18 protein-coding genes are annotated in these 18,048 nt (G+C 53.2%); 15 read left to right on the forward strand and 3 right to left on the reverse strand.

What is annotated here, in order from left to right:
- Nucleotides 1-86 precede the first annotated feature (86 nt).
- Nucleotides 87-1,619, forward strand: a complete 1,533-nt coding sequence (locus tag AC0XWG_RS20140) for a YdgA family protein (protein ID WP_108090044.1) — start codon at nucleotides 87-89, stop codon at nucleotides 1,617-1,619.
- A gap of 116 nt (nucleotides 1,620-1,735) precedes the next feature.
- Here the strand turns inward: AC0XWG_RS20140 and AC0XWG_RS20145 are convergent, their stop codons facing one another.
- Entirely contained in the window at nucleotides 1,736-2,188 is a 453-nt protein-coding gene (locus AC0XWG_RS20145; protein WP_128347947.1) for a hypothetical protein, read from the reverse strand.
- Between the two features lie 480 nt (nucleotides 2,189-2,668).
- Between AC0XWG_RS20145 and AC0XWG_RS20150 the strand changes: the two genes are divergently transcribed.
- Entirely contained in the window at nucleotides 2,669-3,532 is an 864-nt protein-coding gene (locus tag AC0XWG_RS20150) for a DUF2971 domain-containing protein (protein WP_241659979.1), read from the forward strand.
- Nucleotides 3,533-3,693: 161 nt separating this feature from the next.
- On the opposite strand, the gene AC0XWG_RS20155 is transcribed toward AC0XWG_RS20150, so the two are convergent.
- Nucleotides 3,694-4,722 carry a Mal regulon transcriptional regulator MalI gene (locus tag AC0XWG_RS20155; RefSeq protein ID WP_049006298.1) on the reverse strand — a complete coding sequence of 343 codons (1,029 nt, stop codon included), beginning with the start codon at nucleotides 4,720-4,722 and terminating at the stop codon, nucleotides 3,694-3,696.
- A 177-nt stretch (nucleotides 4,723-4,899) separates the two neighbouring features.
- Between AC0XWG_RS20155 and malX the strand changes: the two genes are divergently transcribed.
- The 3 genes from malX (at nucleotide 4,900) to add (ending at nucleotide 8,812) form a co-directional block, all read left to right on the forward strand.
- Nucleotides 4,900-6,492 carry a maltose/glucose-specific PTS transporter subunit IIBC gene (gene malX, locus AC0XWG_RS20160; RefSeq protein ID WP_475680986.1) on the forward strand — a complete coding sequence of 531 codons (1,593 nt, stop codon included), beginning with the start codon at nucleotides 4,900-4,902 and terminating at the stop codon, nucleotides 6,490-6,492.
- Nucleotides 6,493-6,541: 49 nt separating this feature from the next.
- Nucleotides 6,542-7,714, forward strand: coding sequence for a MalY/PatB family protein (locus AC0XWG_RS20165; RefSeq protein WP_128347951.1), 1,173 nt, complete (start codon nucleotides 6,542-6,544; stop codon nucleotides 7,712-7,714).
- A 96-nt stretch (nucleotides 7,715-7,810) separates the two neighbouring features.
- Nucleotides 7,811-8,812 (forward strand): adenosine deaminase, encoded by a 1,002-nt coding sequence (add, locus tag AC0XWG_RS20170; protein WP_128347952.1) that lies wholly within the window; start codon nucleotides 7,811-7,813, stop codon nucleotides 8,810-8,812.
- A gap of 54 nt (nucleotides 8,813-8,866) precedes the next feature.
- Here add and AC0XWG_RS20175 read toward each other — a convergent pair whose 3' ends face one another.
- Complete coding sequence (locus AC0XWG_RS20175) at nucleotides 8,867-9,907, reverse strand: oxidoreductase (protein WP_128347953.1); 1,041 nt, start codon at nucleotides 9,905-9,907, stop codon at nucleotides 8,867-8,869.
- Between the two features lie 243 nt (nucleotides 9,908-10,150).
- On the opposite strand from AC0XWG_RS20175, the gene blr reads away from it, so the two are divergent.
- From blr to nth, 10 genes are all read left to right on the forward strand, one after another.
- On the forward strand, nucleotides 10,151-10,276 hold the full coding sequence (gene blr / locus AC0XWG_RS20180) for a division septum protein Blr (protein ID WP_168112406.1): 126 nt from the start codon (nucleotides 10,151-10,153) through the stop codon (nucleotides 10,274-10,276).
- 233 nt (nucleotides 10,277-10,509) lie between these two features.
- Nucleotides 10,510-10,725: a transcription modulator YdgT gene (gene ydgT, locus AC0XWG_RS20185; protein WP_006174966.1), complete on the forward strand. Its 216-nt coding sequence runs from the start codon at nucleotides 10,510-10,512 to the stop codon at nucleotides 10,723-10,725.
- An 86-nt stretch (nucleotides 10,726-10,811) separates the two neighbouring features.
- A complete protein-coding gene (locus tag AC0XWG_RS20190; protein WP_023311379.1) occupies nucleotides 10,812-11,252 on the forward strand; it encodes a DUF2569 domain-containing protein in 441 nt (146 codons plus the stop codon).
- Nucleotides 11,253-11,328: 76 nt separating this feature from the next.
- The gene (rsxA, locus tag AC0XWG_RS20195) at nucleotides 11,329-11,910 is read left to right on the forward strand and encodes an electron transport complex subunit RsxA (RefSeq protein ID WP_008500564.1); all 582 of its coding nucleotides are present in this window, start codon (nucleotides 11,329-11,331) and stop codon (nucleotides 11,908-11,910) included.
- Nucleotides 11,910-12,488, forward strand: a complete 579-nt coding sequence (rsxB, locus tag AC0XWG_RS20200; protein ID WP_028017313.1) for an electron transport complex subunit RsxB — start codon at nucleotides 11,910-11,912, stop codon at nucleotides 12,486-12,488. The genes rsxA and rsxB overlap by 1 nt, the downstream gene beginning before the upstream one ends.
- Entirely contained in the window at nucleotides 12,481-14,502 is a 2,022-nt protein-coding gene (gene rsxC, locus AC0XWG_RS20205; RefSeq protein WP_475680987.1) for an electron transport complex subunit RsxC, read from the forward strand. Before rsxB ends, rsxC begins: the two co-directional genes overlap by 8 nt.
- On the forward strand, nucleotides 14,503-15,555 hold the full coding sequence (gene rsxD / locus AC0XWG_RS20210; RefSeq protein ID WP_028017311.1) for an electron transport complex subunit RsxD: 1,053 nt from the start codon (nucleotides 14,503-14,505) through the stop codon (nucleotides 15,553-15,555). It begins immediately after the preceding gene.
- 10 nt (nucleotides 15,556-15,565) lie between these two features.
- Entirely contained in the window at nucleotides 15,566-16,186 is a 621-nt protein-coding gene (gene rsxG, locus AC0XWG_RS20215) for an electron transport complex subunit RsxG (protein WP_475680988.1), read from the forward strand.
- 2 nt (nucleotides 16,187-16,188) lie between these two features.
- Complete coding sequence (locus AC0XWG_RS20220) at nucleotides 16,189-16,875, forward strand: electron transport complex subunit E (RefSeq protein ID WP_128347957.1); 687 nt, start codon at nucleotides 16,189-16,191, stop codon at nucleotides 16,873-16,875.
- Nucleotides 16,872-17,507 (forward strand): endonuclease III, encoded by a 636-nt coding sequence (gene nth, locus AC0XWG_RS20225; protein WP_049006313.1) that lies wholly within the window; start codon nucleotides 16,872-16,874, stop codon nucleotides 17,505-17,507. The genes AC0XWG_RS20220 and nth overlap by 4 nt, the downstream gene beginning before the upstream one ends.
- Nucleotides 17,508-18,048 lie beyond the last annotated feature (541 nt).

Raw genomic sequence — 18,048 nt, forward strand, 5'->3', positions numbered from 1 at the left:
TTTTTAACAACTCTTGCTAAGCTAGTTGCTGGCTTTATATCTCCGGGCGGTGTCTACCGCCTGGTTTCATTTTAGGGATAGTCGCAATGAAAAAATCGGTCGTAGCGGTTGGAGTGATTGTAGCGTTAGGCGTGGTCTGGACAGGTGCCTCCTGGTTTACCGGGAAACAGCTGGAAGGCCGTCTGGCTGAGATGGTGGCGCAGGCTAACAGCGAGCTTAAACGCAGCGCGCCGGAAGCAGGTCTTGAGCTGAGCTACCAGAATTATCAGCGCGGCGTATTTACCAGCCATATGCAGGTTGTGGTGAAGCCGGTTGCCGGTACTGAAAACGGCTGGCTGAAATCGGGCCAGAGTGTGGTGCTGGATGAAGTGGTCAGCCACGGTCCGTTGCCTCTGGCGCAGTTGAAGTCCTTTAACCTGATCCCGTCGATGGCATCCGTTCACACCGTACTGGTGAACAACGACCTGACCAAACCGCTGTTCGACCTGGCGAAGAATGAATCACCTTTCGAGATTAACACCCGCATCAGCTATGCCGGTGACACGAGTTCCGATATTGCCCTGAAAGCGCTGAACTACGAGAAAGAGAATGAGAAAGTCGCCTTCAGCGGCGGTAACTTCAAGCTTGATGCTGACCGCGACGGAAACGTGTTCTCCCTGACGGGTGAAGCGGAAAGTGGTCTGGTCAATGCCGTCAATGAATACAACCAGAAAGTTCAGCTCACCTTCAATAATCTGAAAGCCGACGGCAATAGCCGAATGACCGATTTTAAAGAGCGTATCGGCGATCAAAAACTGTCTCTCGATAAGGTTGCCATTGCGGTTGAAGGAAAAGAGATGGCCGTGCTGGAAGGCATGGACGTCAACGGCAAATCCGACGTTTCCAAAGACGGTAAGAGTATCAATACTCAACTGGACTACACGCTGAAGAGCCTGAAAGTGCAGAATCAGGATCTGGGAACCGGCAAACTCTCTCTGAAGATCGGCAATATTGACGGTCAGGCGTGGCATGAGTTTAGCCAGAAATACAGCAAAGAGAGCCAGGCGCTGCTGACCGATACCGCACTGCAGCAGAACCCTGAGGTATATCAGCAGCAGGCGATAGCGGTGCTGTTCAATAACCTGCCGATCCTGCTGAAAGGCGAGCCGGTGATAACCGTTGCACCGCTGAGCTGGAAAAACAGCAAAGGTGAAACCAACTTCAACCTGTCTCTTTTCCTGAAAGATCCGGCAACCGCCACGGGTGAACCGCAAACGCTGGCACAGGAAGTGGATCGCAGCGTGAAGTCGCTCGACAGCAAGCTGACCATCCCTATGGAGATGGCAACCGAGTTTATGACCCAAATTGCGAAACTGGAAGGCTACGGTGATGAAGACGCCGGCAAGCTGGCGAACCAGCAGGTGAAAGGCCTGGCGGCGATGGGCCAGATGTTCCGCATCACCAAGGTGGAGAACAACACGATTTCCACCAGCCTGCAGTACGCCAACGGCCAGGTCACGCTCAACGGCGATAAAATGCCGCTGGAAGACTTCGTCGGCATGTTTGGTATGCCGGCTCTGGGGATGCCGGACCCGGCTGAACCGGCAGCGCCAGCCGAACCGGCTGCACCGCAGCAGTAAACGTCAAAACCCCTCGCATGAGGGGTTTTTTATTGCCGGGTGACGCTGACGCTTACACGGCCTACGATTCCAATCCGTTGTAGGCCCGTGCAAGCGCAGCGCCGCCGGGCGTGACCTCAGTGCGGCAGGTAAGGTTCTCTGACAAAGTCAGCCAGGAGATAAACCAGGTCATGCAATAAGCCAGCAAGTTCTTGCGAGACAGCACTTGCCAGAGTCTGACTCAACAGGGCCTGATTAACTGCCTGAGCATATCCCACCAGCATCGCAGTATCTTGCCAGCAATACGGAACGCAGGATTGTGCAGGTGACTCGGTGCTCAGTTGCTCTACCAGATGAAGAGGTAAATCTTCATCGCATCGGTTTTTTATCTCATCGAGAGTAAAAGCAAGACGGCCACACAACGCTAAGCGCTCTGCTTTGTCGTGGGTTTCCAGCAGCACATTAACAAAAGCGCAGCAGCAATCCGTCAGTTCGAAGAGATCCAGCGTTGAGGATATCGGCAGGTCAAGAAGTTGGCAGGCAATACTGTCAGTGGATTGAGGGTTAGCAAGAGTTGGGATCGTAGCCATATGGCAGCCTCCGTGTGATGTTTTAAGGCCACCGTCTAAGTTTCCACGCTCAGAGGGTGGCGGCGCTGACAGGGGTGGAAACTGAATCACACGGTCTTCAGCCAGTCTTTCGACTGCCCTATCAGCGCCACCGTTGATTTTACAAGGATATGCGCTGCCCCGACACTAAAACTGTGTCGTCGTGTGATGGTTCAGGTTTCCACGCCTGACTGCGGAATTTGCCGCAGTGGAGGAACTCTAATGGATACTACAAAAAAAAGAAATTGGCCCTTCTTTTTTCCTTTATTTTTTAATCAAAAATGCGAGAGGCATTCCAAAATGCACACTTGGAATCATTCGAATTCTAAATATGAAATGATATAATATTCTCAATACCTAGATTTAGGCAGCCTGTTTGGTTACTATAATTATTGGCAATCACAACCAACTAATTTTTCGAGACGAATTATGCGAAAACCATACAGAACACATGAGCGACAAATGTTTTATAAATATATGCCAGCAAATACTGCCAAAATTGTTCTCGAAAATTGCAGTCTAAGGTGGAGTTCACCAATAATATTTAATGACCCATTTGATGTACCTCGAGAGGTAATGAAAAATATCAACGAAATTTCTCTAGGTAAAGCATTAGCGCAAAAACTGAAGCAGGAATTGCTTAACCCAAGACAGGATCTTGTAAATTTGAACCCAAGAATAAGGGCGCTTCTAGAAATTTATAAAAAACTTTTCCCCTACGGCATCCCTCCAGGTTTAGCGGAAAAATTTCATGAAATTGAAATTAATCCTCCTGTTGGGCCAGGAGCATCTATTGCTATAGAAGATATGAAAAATATGTGGCGAGGTATGCTCAATGATAGAAGAATTCTATGCCTATCCGAAAGTGCAACAATCCCACCAATGTGGAATCATTATGCTGACGGATACAAAGGTGTTGTTATTGAATTTGAATGCATTGATGAACTTGATAGTGCATGGTTAATAGCAAAGCCAATAAATTATACAAATGAAATGCCTTTAACTTATACTGCTGAGGGTATGGCAGATTTACTTTTCTTACCAGACAGTCAATCAATTAACTATATCAACAATGAAATCACATTTATCAAAACAGAAGATTGGGCATACGAAAAAGAATGGAGAATATCAACCTATTCGAAAACAGCTAATTCTGGACACTACAGTGACTATGGTTTTCACCCGTTAGAAGTTAAGTCGATAATTCTGGGCCCTCATTTTAATGACAATGATGTGGATTTTACAAAACTTGTTCAAAAGTATCCTTTAGCACGTATACGAAAGAGCACATTTGGCGAACACAGAAAAATAATAATTTCACCATAAATGAACGTTCTAAAAATTAATCATATTAGTGATTAAACCAATGAGTGTTTGAGATTGTACAATCTTTTAGCCGGGTGGCGGCTACGCCTAACCCGGCCTACGATTCAGAGTCGTTGTAGGCCCGTGCAAGCGCAGCGCCGCCGGGCGATGTGCAGCGGAGATTATTTCACCGTCACCAACCGCGCCGCCACAATCTGGTGCCCGGCCTGGACATCCGTATTCTCGATGCGCTGCATGATCCTGTCTGCCAGCGTGTAGCCCATCTCCCGCGCGGGCGTCGTGGCCCAGACGATTGGAAGATCGTCCAGCGCGTTTTCGCCGACGTCGGCAAATGCCCCGAGCGCCACCTGATGGCCGAAGAAGGTTTCTACCCCGCCCTCGCCGCTCTGACGCCCGGCGCGGATCAGCCCAAACCAGGCTCCCATGGCAATCACGTCGTTATAGCAAATCACGGCGCTGATCGTCGGGCTGCTGCGCAACAACGCGCTTATCGCTTCCGCCGCTTTCTTCTGGCTGGATTCGCACTCAACGACCCATTCACTGTGGAATGGCAGGCCGTATTTAATCAGCGTCGCGCAGTAGCCGCCTACCCGCTCGGCCCGGGTCAGGGACGAACTTTTGCCACCGAGCCAGGCAATGCGCTGATGACCGCGACGAATAAGATGTTCGGTTAACATTTGTGCGGCCTGCATGTTATCCGGGCGCAGCGTATCAGCCTCATCCAGGTAACTGGCGCGCGAGGCAAACACCAAAGGCACGCCTTTTTCGGCGGCACGTTCACACAGCTCGCTACCCACGCCTGACGCACCGGCGACGATCACCCCGTCGACCCCCTGGTTAAGCAACATATCCAGGCGGGAAAGCAGCTGATCGGCCTCACGACCGCCGTGCAGCAGAAAGACCATCCGTCCCTGCGCTTCAAGCGCCTCGGTTAACCCTGCGGTCAGTTCTGCATAGAAGGGAGACGTCAGGTCACGAACAATCAAACCGATCACCCCGCTTTGCCCACCGCGCAGCGCCGATGCCTGGCGGTTGCGCACAAAGCCCAGTTGTTCAACCGCCTCGTTCACCCGCTGGCCGGTCGCAGGAGAGATCCGCCCTTTCCCGCTAAGCACCAGAGAAACGGTGCTGACGGAAACACCCGCCGCCAGCGCAACATCGTTGATGGTGATTTTTTTCGCTACAGCCATGTGTCGGCGTGACTCCCTGAAATGAGATCGGTAAAACGTTTTATCAATACGTTATCTTTATACTACCAGTCAAAGCCTGAGAATGTGATTTAGCGCGCACTAAACTTTGATAAAACGTTTTATCTTCTCGCAGCATTGAAGCAGATAAACTGATTTTAACAATAAAGGAGTCGTTTTATGACGGCGAAAGCAGCACAAAAAATATCGCTGTGGGAGTTTTTCCAGCAACTGGGTAAAACCTTTATGCTGCCCGTGGCACTCCTCTCGTTCTGCGGGATCATGCTCGGGATCGGCAGTTCACTCAGCAGTAAAGACGTCATCACGCTGATCCCGTTCCTCGGCGCGCCAGTGCTGCAGGCGATCTTTATCTGGATGAGTAAGGTCGGCTCCTTTGCCTTCAGTTTCCTGCCCGTGATGTTCTGTATTGCTATCCCGCTGGGTCTGGCGCGCGAGAATAAAGGCGTGGCCGCGTTTGCCGGTTTTGTGGGTTACGCGGTGATGAACCTGGCCGTTAACTTCTGGCTGACCGCGAAAGGCATTCTGCCTACCACCGACGCTGCGGTGCTGAAAGCTAACAACATTCAGAGCGTGATTGGTATCCAGTCTATTGATACCGGGATCCTCGGTGCGGTGATCGCCGGGGTGATCATCTGGATGTTGCACGAACGCTTCCACAATATCCGTCTGCCGGATGCGCTGGCGTTCTTCGGTGGTACCCGCTTTGTGCCGATTGTTACCCTGGTGGTAATGGGTCTGTTTGGTTTGATCATTCCGCTGATCTGGCCAGTCTTTGCGATGGGTATCAACGGCATTGGGCGCATCATTAACGGCGCGGGAGATTTTGGACCGATGATCTTCGGTACCGGTGAACGCCTGCTGCTGCCGTTTGGCCTGCAACATATCCTCGTGGCTCTGATTCGCTTCACCGAAGCGGGTGGTACCATGGAGGTGTGCGGTCACGATGTGAGCGGTGCACTGACTATCTTCCAGGCACAATTAAGCTGCCCAACTACGCACGGCTTCTCCGAAAGCGCAACCCGCTTCCTGTCTCAGGGGAAAATGCCTGCCTTCCTCGGCGGCCTTCCTGGCGCTGCGCTGGCAATGTACCACTGTGCACGCCCGGAGAATCGTCATAAAATTAAAGGCCTGCTGATTTCCGGCGTGATCGCCTGCGTGGTAGGCGGTACCACTGAGCCAATCGAATTCCTGTTCCTGTTCGTCGCACCGGTACTGTATCTCATCCACGCCGTGCTGACCGGTCTGGGCTTTACCGTGATGGCGGTACTGGGCGTTACCATCGGCAACACCGACGGCAACGTGATCGACTTCGTGGTGTTCGGTATTCTGCACGGCCTGTCCACCAAGTGGTATCTGGTGCCGGTCGTGGCGGCTATCTGGTTCGCGGTGTATTACGGTATCTTCCGCTTCGCCATCACCCGCTTTAATCTGAAAACGCCAGGTCGTGATACCGATACAGCGAGCAATGTTGAGCAGGCTGTTGCCGGGACCTTGGGTAAATCCGGCTATAACACCCCTGCTATTCTGGCGGCGCTGGGCGGTGCGGATAACATCACCTCTCTGGATAACTGCATTACCCGTCTGCGTCTGTCAGTGGCGGATATGTCGAAAGTAGACACCAACGCCCTGAAAGCCAACCGGGCCATCGGCGTGGTGCAACTAAATCAGCACAATTTGCAGGTGGTTATCGGCCCACAGGTACAGTCAGTGAAAGATGAGCTGGCGACCCTGATGCGAACTGTCGAAGCCTGATGCCTCAGCCCCCTCACCATGAGGGGGTTTTACTTTAAGGACGTACGTCATGTTTGATTTTTCTACCGTCGTGGATCGTCACGGCACCTGGTGTACACAGTGGGATTACGTCGCCGACCGTTTTGGCGCGGCCGATTTGCTGCCCTTCACTATCTCGGATATGGATTTCGCCACCGCCCCCTGCATTACCGATGCGCTGCAACAGCGCATTCATCACGGCGTGTTTGGCTATAGCCGCTGGAAGAACGAGGAGTTCCTGGCAGCCGTCGCGCACTGGTTCCAGCAGCGGTTTAATAGCCAGATTGATACGGAAACCGTCGTTTATGGTCCTTCCGTCATTTATATGGTCTCTGAATTGATTCGTCTCTGGTCAAACCCCGGCGACGGCGTGGTGGTACACACCCCGGCATACGATGCGTTTTACAAAACCATTGAAGGCAATGCTCGTCAGGTGGTGCCCGTCGAGATGGAAAAGCATGCCGCAGGCTGGCAGGGAAATATGGCTGCGCTGGAAGCGGCCCTTGCAAAATCTGAAAACAAAATTTTGCTGCTGTGCAGCCCGCAAAACCCGACCGGCAAGGTCTGGACGCGGGATGAGTTGACCCACATGGCGGAACTGTGCGCACGCTATGACGTGGCGGTGATCAGCGATGAAATACATATGGACATGGTGTGGGGAGATCGTCGTCACACGCCGTGGAACGCGGTAGCACGGGGCAAATGGGCGCTTCTCACCTCCGGTTCGAAAAGTTTCAATATTCCGGCGTTGACCGGCGCTTACGGCCTGATTGGTGATGAAGAAAGCCGTAACGGTTATCTTAGCGCGTTGAAAGGCCGGGACGGACTCTCTTCCCCTTCCGTGCTGGCACTGACGGCACATATCGCCGCCTATCAGCAGGGAGAGCCGTGGCTGGATGCCTTGCGGCGTTATCTGGAAGAAAATTTGTCGTATATCGCGCAGGAAATAAACAGCGCTTTTCCGAAACTGAACTGGCAGCCGCCAGAAGCGACCTATCTGGCCTGGATTGACCTGCGCCCACTGAACATTGACGACCGGGCGCTGCAAAAAGTGCTGATCGAGAAGCAAAAAGTCGCCATCATGCCAGGAAATACCTACGGCAAAGAGGGAAATGGCTTCGTGCGCCTGAATGCTGGCTGCCCGCGCAGCAAGCTGGAACAAGGGGTTCAACGCCTTATCGCCGGGATTAACACGCTACTGTAATTCATTTGCGCAACGGAATATTCCATTGCGCAAATAGCTTTTTACCTCGTTTTGTTTTTATAATATGGCGCACTTTAACCAGAAAAGAGTGCGACCATGATTGATACACGCCTGCCATTAACTGATATTCATCGTCACCTTGACGGTAACATTCGTGCCCAAACCATCCTCGATCTTGGCCGCCAGTTCAATTTAACGCTTCCTGCTCAGACACTTGAGTCCTTGATCCCTCATGTTCAGGTCACCTCTAATGAACCGGATCTGGTCAGCTTCCTGAGCAAACTCGACTGGGGCGTGAAGATGCTGGCCTCGCTGGATGCCTGCCGCCGCGTGGCGTTCGAGAACATCGAAGATGCCGCCCGTAACGGTCTGCATTACGTCGAACTGCGTTTCTCGCCAGGCTATATGGCGATGACCCACAACCTGCCCGTTGCAGGCGTAGTGGAAGCCGTCATTGAAGGCGTCCGCGAAGGCTGTAAAACGTTTGATGTCCAGGCCCGTCTGATTGGCATCATGAGCCGTACGTTCGGTGAGGCAGCCTGCCTGCAGGAACTGGAAGCGCTGCTGGCGCATCGCGATGCCATCACTGCGGTCGACCTCGCCGGTGATGAGCTGGGCTTCCCGGGCAGTCTGTTCCTGTCCCATTTCAACCGCGCGCGTGACGCCGGGTGGCACATTACCGTTCATGCAGGTGAAGCGGCAGGTCCGGAAAGCATCTGGCAGGCCATCCGCGAGCTGGGCGCCGAGCGTATCGGCCACGGCGTAAAAGCGGTAGAAGATCGCGCTCTGATGGATTTCCTGGCGGAACAGCGCATCGGAATTGAGTCTTGCCTGACGTCTAATATTCAGACCAGCACCGTGTCAACGCTGGCACAGCACCCGCTGAAAACGTTCCTTGAGCACGGTGTGCTGGCCTCACTGAACACTGACGATCCGGCGGTTCAGGGGGTGGATATTATTCACGAATACAACATTGCTGCACCTCAGGCGGGTCTGAGCCGCGAGCAAATTCGTCAGGCGCAGATCAACGGCCTGGAGATCGCCTTCCTGACGCCTGAACAGAAGCAGGCGCTGCGGGATAAGGTGGCATCCGCGTAAGCCTTTTTGCCGGGTGGCGGCTGCGCCTTACCCGGCCTACAAAATACCTGTACCTTATGCCAGACAGAGCGTGGCGCGATGTTTGGCTGATTCGATGCCCAGCTCAATCAGCTCCATAATCTGAATGGCCTGGCTGGCCGGAACCGGATTTTCCCCCGTTCCGTTCAGCGCATCGCGGATAGCTGCATAATAAGCCGGGTAGTTACCTGGAATAGTCAGCAAGGTTTCCTCCACCAGTTCCTCACCTTCAACCCGCGTCACGACACCGTCTCGCATATCATAGCCCCAGTCTTCCTGCGGCAAACGTTCTCCGTTTTTTAAGCGATCTTCCTGCGGGTCGAGACCAAACTTCACATAGCTACCGCGCGTACCGTGAATGATATAACGCGCGGGTTCTGCGGCCGCCACCATCGTCCCGTGGAGCACAATTCGACGCTGTGGGTAACTCAAAACCGCATGGAAATAATCCGTTGTCTGCGCGCCAGGCCTGAGCTGTGCCAGATCGACCGTCATACTCACCGGCAGGCCAAACAGATTCACGGCCTGATCCAGAAGATGCGGGGCCAGATCGTACCAGATGCCGCTACCCGGACCGGCCTGCTCGCGCCAGCGGTTTCGTACCTGCGGGCGAAAACGGTCAAAATGCGATTCAAAAAAGAGGATCTCCCCCAACGTACCTTCGCTGAGAAGCCTTTTTACGGTCAGAAAATCGCTGTCCCAGCGACGGTTATGGAATACCGAAAGTAACCTGCCCAGGCTCTTTGCCAACGCATCAAGCTCGCGTGCTTGTGACAACGTCACGGTAAAGGGTTTATCAACGACCACGTGCTTGCCGGCTTCCAGCGCCGCCTTTGCCAGCGGAAAGTGCGTGTCGTTTGGCGTGGGGATGATAATTAAATCAATATTCGGATCGTTAAAAAGATGTTTAGGTTCAGAGACAACCGGCACGGAAGGCCAGTCGGCATGGACTTTAGTTGCATCACTACTGGATACGGCAGCCAGCGCCATTCCGGGCGTCCCGGCGATCAAAGGCGCATGAAACGTTTTTCCCGCATATCCATAACCAATAAGCCCGACGCGGATATTATCACTCATAGTGTCATCCTCTTTTATGGCGTTCTTATTTCACACTGGCTAGCCTGGCATTACCACAGATTAATAATGTGCCATATGACTTAAAATAGCAGGTTGTATGGGTTGTTTTTGTTACATAGTATTAACCACCTGATTTTGTTTAAGGGAACCGTTCCCAAAGCACTTGCCGCCGGGGAAACGCCGCTGTAACATCTGCTCCCTGTATTTATGGATAAATTACAACTACGAATCATGACGTCAATTATTAATCGAATCATTGAATTAGCGGGATGGATTGTTCTTGGGGTATCGGTCATTTTGCTTGGCGTTGCCAGCCATATCGATAACTACCAGCCGCCGGAGCCTGTCACAGTCGCCCAACCTAAGTAACCGGTTACTGCAATAAAGAGTGACACAATATGTCAGTTACGTATTGCCAGCCCTGGTGAACACGGTTAACCTTCTCTTCCAGGCATCATTTGATGCCTGAAACTTTCAGCAAAGAAAACTCCTAATTTAGTCGCATTACCTGAGTGGGCTGTTTACGTCTTTATTAATCCGTTTATTATTCGAACGAATTACCTTAACTGGTATTACTCACTTTTATATGGAAAATTATTAATATGACAGTTCAGGACTATTTATTAAAATTTCGCAAGATCAATTCGCTTGAAAGCCTGGAAAAACTGTTTGACCATCTGAACTACACCCTGTCGGATAATCAGGAAATCATCAACATGTATCGTGCCGCTGACCATCGCCGTGCGGAACTGGTCTCCGGAGGCCGTTTGTTCAATGTGGGTGAAGTGCCTAAGTCTGTCTGGCGTTACGTTTTATAAGAAAGTAGCCATCAGCGCGAAATGTTATATACTCTCCGCCCTGCAAACTGGCTGTACAACATTTCGCGCAGATTATGGGAGAGTTTATGACCGCAACGCCTGGAGAACGCATTGGAGGCTGGTTAATCGCCCCACTGGCATGGCTGCTGGTTGCCTTATTAAGCGCATCACTTGCGCTGCTGCTTTATACCACCGCACTGATTACCCCGCATGCCATCCAGACGCTGATGTCGCAAAGTGTGCTTAATATTGCGATGTGGTTTGTATCGTTCGTTTTCGCGATAGGGATGTGGTACTACACGCTGTGGCTGACCATCGCTTTCTTTAAGCGCCGTAAAAGTGTGCCTAAGCATTACATTATCTGGCTGCTGATTTCGGTCCTGCTGGCGGTAAAAGCTTTTGCTTTTTCGCCGGTTTCTGACGCCCTGGCCGTCCGCCAGCTACTTTTCCCTTTACTGGCCGCTGCGCTGCTGGTGCCCTATTTTAAGCGTTCGACACGGGTGAAAAACACCTTTGTGAACCCGTAATAACCTTACAGATAACCTGTTGTCGCCTGCGTTGGTTTATCCGATAATAGGCGGCTTTTTTATTTCAGGCTAAATAATGACCGATTACTTACTGCTCTTTGTCGGCACAGTGCTGGTTAACAACTTCGTCCTGGTGAAGTTCCTTGGCCTATGTCCATTTATGGGCGTTTCCAAAAAACTGGAAACTGCAATGGGCATGGGGCTGGCGACCACCTTTGTCATGACGCTGGCGTCTATTTGCGCGTGGTGGATTGATACCTGGATCCTTATCCCGTTGGGGTTAACCTATCTCCGTACGCTGGCCTTTATTCTGGTTATTGCAGTGGTTGTGCAATTTACCGAAATGGTGGTACGCAAAACCAGTCCGGCGCTCTATCGCCTGCTGGGGATTTTCCTGCCGTTGATTACCACCAACTGCGCCGTGCTCGGCGTAGCGCTGCTGAACATCAACCTTGGGCATAACTTTATGCAATCGGCACTGTATGGTTTTTCTGCGGCCGTCGGTTTTTCTCTGGTGATGGTGCTGTTCGCCTCTATTCGTGAGCGCCTCGCCGCAGCGGATATCCCTGCGCCGTTTCGCGGTAACGCGATTGCGCTGGTGACCGCAGGTTTAATGTCTTTGGCCTTTATGGGCTTTAGTGGTCTGGTGAAGTTGTAATGAATGCTATCTGGATTGCCATCGCCTCTATCAGCGTCCTGGGGTTGGTGTTTGGCCTTATCCTGGGTTACGCCTCCCGCCGTTTTGCGGTAGAGGACGATCCTGTTGTTGAAAAAATTGATGAGCTTCTTCCACAAAGCCAATGTGGACAGTGTGGCTATCCCGGTTGCCGCCCCTATGCCGAAGCGGTAGGGATTCAGGGTGAAAAAATTAACCGCTGTGCACCGGGTGGTGAGGCGGTAATGCTGAAAATTGCGGCTCTGCTGAACGTTGACCCGCAGCCGATTGATGGCGATGCGGACGTCCAGGAGCCGGTTCGCGCCCTTGCTGTGATCGACGAAGCGAACTGCATCGGCTGTACCAAATGTATTCAGGCCTGCCCTGTAGATGCCATCGTTGGCGCAACCCGCGCCATGCACACTGTCGTCGCTGATCTGTGTACTGGCTGCAACCTCTGCGTAGCGCCATGCCCGACGCAATGTATTGAACTGCGCCCGGTTGAAACGACTACCGAAAGCTGGAAGTGGGATCTTCAAACCATTCCGGTTCGCAACATTCCTGTGGAACAACATGCTTAAGTTATTTTCTGCTTTCAGAAAAGAGAAGATCTGGGAGTTTGACGGCGGTATTCATCCGCCGGAGATGAAAACCCAGTCCAACGGCACCCCACTGCGTCAAATTCCGCTGGCGACGCGCTACGTTATGCCGCTCAAGCAGCATATTGGCGCGGAGGGCGAGCTGTGTGTGAAAGAAGGCGATACGGTTCTTCGCGGCCAGCCGCTGACCTTTGGCCGGGGACGAATGCTGCCTGTACACGCGCCAACGTCCGGTAAAGTGGTGGCGATTGCCCCGCATACGGTGGCTCACCCGTCAGCACTTTCAGAACTCAGCGTCATTATTGAAGCCGACGGTGAAGATCGCTGGATCGAGCGTGACGGCTGGGGCGACTACCGCAACCGGAGTCGCGACGCGCTCATCGAGCGTATTCATCAGTTCGGTGTTGCCGGACTGGGCGGCGCAGGCTTCCCTACCGGTGTCAAACTGCGTGGCGGTGGCGATAAAATACAGACGCTGATTATCAATGCCGCTGAATGCGAGCCGTATATTACCGCAGACGATCGTCTGATGCAGGATTGCGCCGCCCAGGTGGTGGAAGGTATTCGCATTCTCGCGCACATTCTGCAGCCGAAAGAAGTACTGATTGGTATTGAAGACAATAAACCACAGGCCATCTCAATGCTGCGCGCCGTACTGGCCGGTAGCCATGATATCGCCCTGCGCGTCATTCCAACCAAGTACCCTTCTGGTGGCGCAAAACAGCTGACGCAGATTCTTACCGGTAAACAAGTGCCACACGGTGGACGCTCCTCAGATATCGGTGTGCTGATGCAAAACGTCGGGACCGCCTATGCGGTGAAGCGCGCGGTGATTGACGGCGAGCCGTTGACCGAGCGCGTGGTAACGCTGACCGGAGAGTCTGTCTCGCGTCCGGGGAACGTCTGGGCGCGACTGGGAACGCCGGTTCGTCACCTGCTGGAACAGGCTGAGTTTTGCCCTGGCAGCGACCAGATGGTGATCATGGGCGGCCCACTGATGGGCTTTACCCTGCCGTGGCTGGATGTCCCGGTGGTCAAAATCACGAACTGCCTGCTTGCGCCTTCCCCAATCGAAATGGGCAAAGAGCAGGAGGAGAAAGGTTGTATCCGCTGTAGTGCCTGTGCCGACGCTTGCCCGGCGGACCTGCTTCCGCAGCAGTTGTACTGGTACAGTAAAGGCCAACTGCACGACAAAGCACAAGCCCATAATCTGGCTGACTGTATTGAATGCGGAGCCTGCGCCTGGGTTTGCCCAAGTAACATTCCACTGGTGCAGTATTTCCGCCAGGAGAAGGCTGAAATTTATGCCATCTCAATGGAAGAAAAACGTGCAGCCGAAGCAAAAGCCCGCTTTGAAGCGCGCCAGGCTCGACTGGAGCGCGAAAAAGCGGCTCGTCAGGAACGCCATAAGCAGGCTGCTGTTCAGCCAGGTGAGAAAGATCAGGATGCCATTAACGCGGCACTGGCGCGCGTTCGCGAGAAAAAAGCGACCGCAGCCCAAACCGTGGTGATCCCGGCGGGTGAGAAACCGGATAATAGCGAAGCGATTGCGGCCCGCGAAGCGCGTAAAGCAGCGGCTCGCGCCCGTCAGGCTGAAAAAGCACAAACAGCTCAGGCTGAAGTTGAGGTTGATCCACGTAAAGCCGCCGTTGAAGCGGCAATTGCCCGCGCCAAAGCCCGTAAAGCCGGTGAGCAAAACGTGGTGGTCGAGAAAGAGGCCGTGGATCCACGCAAAGCTGCCGTCGAAGCGGCAATAGCCCGTGCCAAAGCCCGTAAGACAGCACAACAGACGCAAACTACCGAACCCGAAACGCCGGTCGACCCGCGCAAAGCCGCCGTTGAAGCAGCAATAGCCCGCGCCAAAGCCCGTAAAGCGGCGCAGCAGGAAGAGCAACCGCAGGCCGCAAATGACGACCCGCGTAAAGCTGCCGTCGCCGCTGCCATCGCGCGCGTTCAGGCGAAGAAAGCCGCACAGCAAGCAGTTAACGAGGATTAAATGGTTTTCAGAATCGCAAGTTCCCCTTACACCCACAACCAGCGCCAGACATCGCGCATTATGATGCTGGTCTGCCTGGCCGCGCTGCCGGGCATTGCCGTTCAGTGCTGGTTTTTCGGCTGGGGAACCCTGTTCCAGATAGTCCTGGGCTGTGTCAGCGCCTTAGCCGCTGAAGCCCTGGTGCTTAAACTGCGCAAGATGGTCGTTTCCCGCATCCTTGCCGACAACTCCGCGCTACTGACCGGCCTGCTGCTGGCCATCAGTATTCCACCGTTTGCCCCATGGTGGATGGTGGTACTCGGTACCGTCTTCGCAGTGATAATTGCCAAACAACTGTATGGTGGGCTCGGCCATAACCCGTTTAACCCGGCAATGATCGGCTACGTGGTGCTGCTGATCTCCTTCCCGGTACAGATGACAAGCTGGTTGCCACCGCATGAGATTGCGGCAACGGTTCCGGGCTTTATGGATGCCCTGCACGTGATCTTTACCGGCCATACCGCACTCGGCGCTGATATGAACACGCTGCGTATGGGCGTGGATGGTATCAGCCAGGCGACGCCTCTCGATACGTTTAAAACGTCCCTGCACGCGGGCCACAGCGTTGAACAGATTATGAAATCAGCCATCTACAGTGGCGTGCTGGCAGGCGCAGGCTGGCAGTGGGTTAACCTGGCGTATCTGCTGGGCGGTCTGTTCCTGCTGCAACAAAAAGCCATTCGCTGGCATATCCCGGTCAGCTTCCTCGTGACGCTGGCGGTTTGTGCCACGCTGGGCTGGGTGTTCTCCCCCGAGTCACTGGCCAGCCCGCAGTTGCATTTGCTCTCCGGCGCGACCATGTTAGGCGCATTCTTTATCCTGACGGATCCGGTTACCGCGTCAACGACCAACCGTGGCCGCTTGATCTTCGGTGCGCTGGCTGGGTTGCTGGTATGGTTGATCCGCAGCTTTGGTGGCTATCCGGATGGTGTGGCATTTGCCGTCCTGCTCGCCAACATTACCGTTCCGCTCATCGACTATTACACGCGTCCGCGCGTGTACGGACATCGTTAAGGGTTTCGCCATGTTGAAAACAATGCAAAAACACGGCGTTACGCTGGCTGTCTTCGCCGCGATCCTGACTGGGCTGACGGCACTGGTGAATTCGTTGACCAAAACGACCATCGAAGAACAGGCTTCGAAGCAGCAAAAAGCGCTGTTCGATCAGGTGATCCCGTCTGATTTCTACGATAATGACCTGCAGCAAAGCTGTTTCATCGTCCAGGCGCCGCAGTTAGGCAAAGGCGCACATCGCGTCTTTATCGCCCGTAAAGGGGATAAACCGGTGGGCGCGGTGATGGAAGCGACCGCCCCCGATGGCTATTCCGGTGCCATTCAACTGCTCGTTGGCAGCGATTTCTCCGGTACGATACTGGGCACCCGCGTAACGGAACATCATGAGACGCCGGGCCTTGGCGATAAAATTGAAACCCGTCTGAGCGACTGGATTTTGCATTTTGCCGGTAAAGTGATTCATGGCGAAGGAGATACTGCCTTTGCGGTGAAGAAAGATGGCGGCGAGTTCGACCAGTTCACCGGGGCGACCATCACCCCACGCGCCGTGGTTAACGCCGTAAAACGAGCCGGGCTGTATGCTGAAACGCTGCCCGCGCACATCAACAATCTTCCGGCCTGTGAGGAGTAATCATGAGCCAGGTTAAAGAAGTTATTGTCCAGGGGTTGTGGAAGAACAACTCCGCGCTGGTACAGCTTCTGGGAATGTGTCCATTGCTGGCGGTCACCTCCACCGCCACCAACGCGCTTGGTCTGGGTCTGGCGACCACGCTGGTACTGACCCTGACCAACCTCTCCATCTCAGCCCTGCGCCGCTGGACGCCGTCGGAAATCCGTATTCCAATTTACGTCATGATCATTGCCTCGGTCGTGAGTATCGTCCAGATGCTGATTAACGCTTACGCATTCGGTCTGTATCAGTCGCTGGGCATCTTTATTCCGCTTATCGTCACCAACTGTATCGTGGTTGGACGCGCGGAAGCCTTCGCGGTGAAAAACAGTCCGGCCATGTCGGCGCTGGATGGTTTTTCAATTGGTATGGGCGCCACGGGAGCCATGTTTGTGCTGGGCTCAATACGTGAAATCCTCGGCAACGGTACGCTGTTTGACGGTGCAGACGCGCTGCTGGGCGGCTGGGCCAGGGCGCTGCGCATTGAAGTGTTCCACACCGACACGCCATTTCTGCTGGCCATGCTGCCGCCAGGCGCATTTATTGGCCTCGGCATGATGCTGGCGATAAAATACCTGATTGATGAGAAACGTAAGCGCCGCGCGGCAGAGCGCAGCGTCCAGGAAGGGATACCCGAGAAGGCCTCATGAATAAAGAAAAGCGCATTGCGATCCTGACTCGTCTGAGGGACGAGAACCCACACCCGACGACAGAGTTGAACTTTAACTCCCCGTTTGAGCTGCTGATCGCCGTGCTGCTCTCTGCACAAGCTACCGATGTAAGCGTCAATAAAGCCACCGCCCTGCTCTATCCTGTTGCCAATACGCCGAAGGCCATGCTGGAACTGGGCGTGGAAGGCGTGAAGTCTTATATCAAAACCATCGGCCTGTTTAACAGCAAAGCGGAGAACGTGATTAAGACCTGCCGGATCCTGCTGGAACAGCACGGTGGCGAAGTGCCGGAAGATCGCGCGGCGCTTGAGGCGTTACCCGGTGTAGGTCGAAAAACCGCGAACGTTGTGCTAAATACGGCATTTGGCTGGCCGACTATCGCTGTCGACACGCATATCTTCCGCGTATCTAACCGCACCAACTTCGCACCCGGCAAAAATGTCGAGCAGGTTGAGGAGAAACTGCTCAAAGTGGTTCCTGCCGAATTTAAGGTTGACTGCCACCACTGGCTGATTCTGCACGGGCGTTATACCTGCATTGCCCGTAAGCCTCGCTGCGGCTCCTGCATCATTGAAGATCTCTGCGAATACAAAGAAAAAGTGTATCCCTGATCGACTAATTCCCCCGCTAAAAGAAGGGCTACCAAACGCGCTTCTTTTGGCCGTTATTTGTCCGCCTGTTGCTTACCCTGGCTTGTCACTTGTTCGGCCATTTAACGCTCAAACAGGTTAATAGTTTTTTTATATCCAAAAATTTCTATATATCTGTGATCGCGATCACCCTGATAACTTCATGTTGATTTTTTGTTGTCAAAATCGGCCTAAACCCTTTATCTGACAAGACACATCCCTCCCATCACCGTAGATAAGACCAGCTATTTTTCAGAATATGGGCTATATCACTGCACCAGGAGGCAAATAGCAGAACATATCGCCAAAACCCAATTATGACCGGTCATTACCAGTCGAAAAAACTACCTTTACTCACCGTATGAAATTTAACGCTGAATAACATTTATATAAACCGACGATTATACCACCCAAGATATATGTAACAGATTATTACAAACGTATTGCCAGATGGAGCAGGATAGTGAACATTACCCGCCGTTTCTCCTCCCAAAATAACTATAAGGCGTATGGACTATGGCCA

The organism is Enterobacter sp. DVT3837 (assembly GCF_056238685.1).

Coding starts and splice junctions, on each gene's coding strand:
- rsxG (WP_475680988.1), top strand. CDS start 15,566: ATGTTGAAAACAATGCAAAAACACGGCGTTACGCTGGCTGTCTTCGCC.
- AC0XWG_RS20190 (WP_023311379.1), top strand. CDS start 10,812: ATGACCGCAACGCCTGGAGAACGCATTGGAGGCTGGTTAATCGCCCCA.
- rsxA (WP_008500564.1), top strand. CDS start 11,329: ATGACCGATTACTTACTGCTCTTTGTCGGCACAGTGCTGGTTAACAAC.
- AC0XWG_RS20220 (WP_128347957.1), top strand. CDS start 16,189: ATGAGCCAGGTTAAAGAAGTTATTGTCCAGGGGTTGTGGAAGAACAAC.
- rsxB (WP_028017313.1), top strand. CDS start 11,910: ATGAATGCTATCTGGATTGCCATCGCCTCTATCAGCGTCCTGGGGTTG.
- rsxC (WP_475680987.1), top strand. CDS start 12,481: ATGCTTAAGTTATTTTCTGCTTTCAGAAAAGAGAAGATCTGGGAGTTT.
- ydgT (WP_006174966.1), top strand. CDS start 10,510: ATGACAGTTCAGGACTATTTATTAAAATTTCGCAAGATCAATTCGCTT.
- AC0XWG_RS20175 (WP_128347953.1), bottom strand. CDS start 9,907: ATGAGTGATAATATCCGCGTCGGGCTTATTGGTTATGGATATGCGGGA.
- rsxD (WP_028017311.1), top strand. CDS start 14,503: ATGGTTTTCAGAATCGCAAGTTCCCCTTACACCCACAACCAGCGCCAG.
- AC0XWG_RS20140 (WP_108090044.1), top strand. CDS start 87: ATGAAAAAATCGGTCGTAGCGGTTGGAGTGATTGTAGCGTTAGGCGTG.
- add (WP_128347952.1), top strand. CDS start 7,811: ATGATTGATACACGCCTGCCATTAACTGATATTCATCGTCACCTTGAC.
- AC0XWG_RS20155 (WP_049006298.1), bottom strand. CDS start 4,722: ATGGCTGTAGCGAAAAAAATCACCATCAACGATGTTGCGCTGGCGGCG.
- malX (WP_475680986.1), top strand. CDS start 4,900: ATGACGGCGAAAGCAGCACAAAAAATATCGCTGTGGGAGTTTTTCCAG.
- AC0XWG_RS20165 (WP_128347951.1), top strand. CDS start 6,542: ATGTTTGATTTTTCTACCGTCGTGGATCGTCACGGCACCTGGTGTACA.
- AC0XWG_RS20145 (WP_128347947.1), bottom strand. CDS start 2,188: ATGGCTACGATCCCAACTCTTGCTAACCCTCAATCCACTGACAGTATT.
- AC0XWG_RS20150 (WP_241659979.1), top strand. CDS start 2,669: ATGTTTTATAAATATATGCCAGCAAATACTGCCAAAATTGTTCTCGAA.
- nth (WP_049006313.1), top strand. CDS start 16,872: ATGAATAAAGAAAAGCGCATTGCGATCCTGACTCGTCTGAGGGACGAG.